Annotated in this window: 3 protein-coding genes; 1 reads left to right on the top strand and 2 read right to left on the bottom strand. The window is 70.6% G+C overall.

Annotated elements, in window-relative coordinates:
- Nucleotides 1-154: 154 nt before the first annotated feature.
- Both RCJ92_RS15335 and RCJ92_RS15340 read right to left on the bottom strand, forming a co-directional pair.
- On the bottom strand, nucleotides 155-1,078 hold the full coding sequence (locus RCJ92_RS15335) for a zinc-dependent metalloprotease (protein WP_138173109.1): 924 nt from the start codon (nucleotides 1,076-1,078) through the stop codon (nucleotides 155-157).
- Between the two features lie 27 nt (nucleotides 1,079-1,105).
- Nucleotides 1,106-2,467, bottom strand: coding sequence for a D-alanyl-D-alanine carboxypeptidase/D-alanyl-D-alanine-endopeptidase (locus RCJ92_RS15340; RefSeq protein ID WP_446755051.1), 1,362 nt, complete (start codon nucleotides 2,465-2,467; stop codon nucleotides 1,106-1,108).
- Nucleotides 2,468-2,565: 98 nt separating this feature from the next.
- On the opposite strand from RCJ92_RS15340, the gene RCJ92_RS15345 reads away from it, so the two are divergent.
- Entirely contained in the window at nucleotides 2,566-3,045 is a 480-nt protein-coding gene (locus RCJ92_RS15345) for an inorganic diphosphatase (RefSeq protein WP_054822082.1), read from the top strand.
- Nucleotides 3,046-3,324 lie beyond the last annotated feature (279 nt).

A 3,324-nucleotide genomic window follows, 5' to 3' on the forward strand; every position in this document is an offset into this window, starting at 1 on the left:
GCGCAGCTTGCCCGCGCGCACCAGTTCGGCCGCGGCCACCGCCATCCCCAGCGAGTCCGATCCCCCGGAGACCCCCAGCAGCACGAACTGCCCGCCAACCTGGCGCTGAATGGCGATCCGGGCCTGGGACAGGGCGCTGCTCATCGCGCCGGCCTCACGCCATCCTCGCCAGCCACTGCTGCGGGTGGTCCAGCTCGCTGGCCGTGGGGAAGGCCTGGCGGGATTCGAAAATCCGGTTGAACCCGTCATAGCCGATCTGCCCGACGATGTGGCGCACGAACTTCTCCCCGCGCTCGTACTGCCGGGCCTTGGCGTCCATGCCCAAAAGCTTGCCCACCCAGGTGGCGATCACCCCGCGGTTCTGGCCGCGGGCGGCGAAGCGCTGGCGGATGGTCTTGATGCTGGGGATGTCGTGCACGTCGTTCATCACCGCCATCGCGTGGCCCTCAAGCACCGACATGATGGTGGTCAGCTCCCCCACCTCGCTGCGCAGCGACTTCACCCGCTGGCCGATCTCGGCCATGGAGCGGGTCTTGCCGCCGGTGCCGGTGAAGATCGCGGCCAGCGTTTCACGCATCACCTCCGGCACCCAGGTGGCCACCTCGAACTGCAGCCGGTGGGTCTGTTCGTGGGTGGCGATCCACAGGTAGAAGTCCGCCGCGTTCAGGTTCATCTCCCCGCGGATCTGGGTGATGGTGGGGGCGTTGAGCAGCAGCCGCGAACCGCTGTAGGGGTCAAACTGGCCCAGCACCCGGGTGGAGAGGATGGAGAGCACCGCCCCCAGCTCGGCCCCGGCGATCACCGGCACGCTGGGCGGGGTGCTGGGCAGTTCGGGCATCATCGCGGCGAAGTTCTGGCTCACGGCCTTGGCCCATCCGGCGCGGTCCACCACCAGCACCTGGGCCGGCTTGGTGGAGCCCAGCCCCGAGATCGCCTCGGCCTTGCGCAGACCCAGTTCCGCCGCCTGGCGCAGCTCGGCCACGATCCGCGCGGCCTGCGCCCCGTCCAGGGCCGGCCCGGCGGGGGTCAGCGCCTTGGCGGTGGACAGGGCCACCTCCCAGTCAATCCACTGGTTCATGGTGTTTCTCCTTTGGTTGACGGTCTGCTAGCGGCAGCCGCAGGCGTGCAGCGCCCGCACCGCCGCATCCAGGGTCGGCTTGTGCGGGGCCAGTCCGCCGCCGGGGTGGTGGGCGAAGATGCTGAAGGCCACCGGGCGGCCATCGCTGGTCAGCGTCACCCCGGTAAGGGTGGCCACCCCGGACAGCGATCCGGTCTTGGCGCGGATCAGCCCGCGGGTGTCCGCCGTGCCCAGCCGATCGGCCAGGGTGCCACTGTACCCCGCCACCGGCAGCCAGTACGCCAGCTCGCGCAGCCCCGCGTCCGGGCTGTGGCTGGCGGCGTGCAGCAGGCCGGTCAGCGCGGCCGGGGGCACCTTGTTGCTGGCGGCCAGGCCGCTGGCGTCGGCCAGCTCCATCCCCTGCGCGCCAAGCCGTTCGGCGACCTGCTGCACCGCCTGGTTCGCCTGTCCGGGCTCAAGCCCCAGCTCCACGGCCACCAGCCGGCCCATGGTTTCGGTCAGGTAGTTGTCCGAAACCAGCAGCATGTGCTTGATCTGCGCCCCCAGCGGGGCCGAGTCGACGCTGGCCAGCACCTCGCCGCCCGGATAGGCGCCGCGCCCGCCGTCGGTGACCTGCAGGTGCGCGGACAGTTCGCGGGCGAAGACCCGGCGCACCGCTTGGGCCGCATCCCGCTCATGGGCCGCGCCCTTCACGGCGGAGGCCCGCCCGGCATAGTGCGCCAGCGGGTAGAGGTCGGCAATGTTGTTCGAGGTGTACAGCGACTTGTCCCAGGCCGCATTGCCCTGGGCGCCGGCGAACAGCGAATCGTCCAGCCACAGCTTGACCTGCTGCACCCCGCGCAGCTTCAGTTCCCTGGCCGTCTGCTCGGCCAGGGTCTTGATCCCGGCGTGCCCCACCGTCGCCGCCGGATCCGAGGCCCCGTCCCCCAGCAGCACGTCCCCGCCGCCGCGCAGCACCAGGGTGTCCCCGTCCAGCAGGGTGCTGGTCTGCAGCCGGTGCTCGGCGCCCAGGGTGTCCAGGGCGGCGATGGCGGTGGCGATCTTCAGGCTGGAGGCCGGGGTGCCGGGCCCGGCGCCGTTCTTCTCGTAGAGCACCTGGCCGGTGGGCAAATCCAGCACCTGGGCGCTGAAGCCGGTGCCGTCCGGGGCATCGGCCAGGATCGCGTCGAGCTTGGCGGTCAGGATCCCGGCATCCGGGATCGGCGCCTGCCCGCCCGGGTCGGTGACCTGGGCCGCGGGCGCCGGCTCCAGGGTGGCGCTGGCGGGGGTGTGGAAGGCCTGCGGGGCGCCGGTGAACAGGCGCGGGGCGCTGAACATCGCCACGATCATCGCCAGGGCCGCCGTCGCTGCGGCGATCAGGGTCACCAGCCGTCGGGTGGACGCCTTCATGCGCGAATTTTTCCCTTCCCCGGTTTATCAACTCTGCGTCGTTGCCATATACGCTTGGAATCGGATATCCCTAAGACTAGTTTAGGAGCGTGCTTTTAATGGGCCACGACGTCACTATCGAGATCCCGACCGGATCGCGCGTCAAGTACGAGATCGACCACGAAACCCACCGCCTGCGCCTGGACCGCGTGCTGTTCACCTCGATGCAGTACCCGACCCATTACGGCTACTTCGATGACACCCTGGGCGAGGACGGCGATCCGCTGGATGCCATGGTCTTCATCCCCGGCGTGGACCTGCTGCCCGGCGTGGTGGTCGAGGCCCGCCCGATCGGCGTGTTCAACATGACCGATGACGGCGGCGGCGACGCGAAGCTGCTGTGCGTTCCGACCGACAAGCGCTTTGAGCACATCAAGGAGCTTGAGGACATCGACCAGTGGCTGATCAAGGAGATCGAGCACTTCTTCACCCGCTACAAGGACCTGGAGCCGGGCAAGTGGGTCAAGGCCGAGGGCTGGGAGGGCCGCGAGGCCGCCGAGGCCGAGCTGGAGCGCTCCATCGCCCGCTTCAAGGGCTAGGCCAAACGGTGCAGGGGGCGGTGACCGCGGGGTTGCCGCCCTTCGCCGTACCCGAGGGCGGATCGGGGCCGCCGCGGCCCGGGGAGGGAACAAGATGACATCGGCACACCCCACGGTGCTGTTGTATAGGCAGCGTCCCCCGCGCTGGCTGCGCCGGGGCGGGGGCGTCCTGCTCCTGCTCGTGGCGGCCGGCCTGGCGGCGGGCACCGCCACGGCGGGCACCGCCACGGCGGGCCTGCCGGCGCGGCTGGGGGCAGCTCGGGAGAGCGCCGGGTGGGG

The sequence above is a fragment of the Glutamicibacter sp. BSL13 genome (assembly GCF_052928425.1).

Excerpts from the sequence above, each read along its gene's own strand:
- RCJ92_RS15335 (WP_138173109.1), bottom strand. The coding sequence starts at position 1,078 with ATGAACCAGTGGATTGACTGGGAGGTGGCCCTGTCCACCGCCAAGGCG.
- RCJ92_RS15340 (WP_446755051.1), bottom strand. The coding sequence starts at position 2,467 with ATGAAGGCGTCCACCCGACGGCTGGTGACCCTGATCGCCGCAGCGACG.
- RCJ92_RS15345 (WP_054822082.1), top strand. The coding sequence starts at position 2,566 with ATGGGCCACGACGTCACTATCGAGATCCCGACCGGATCGCGCGTCAAG.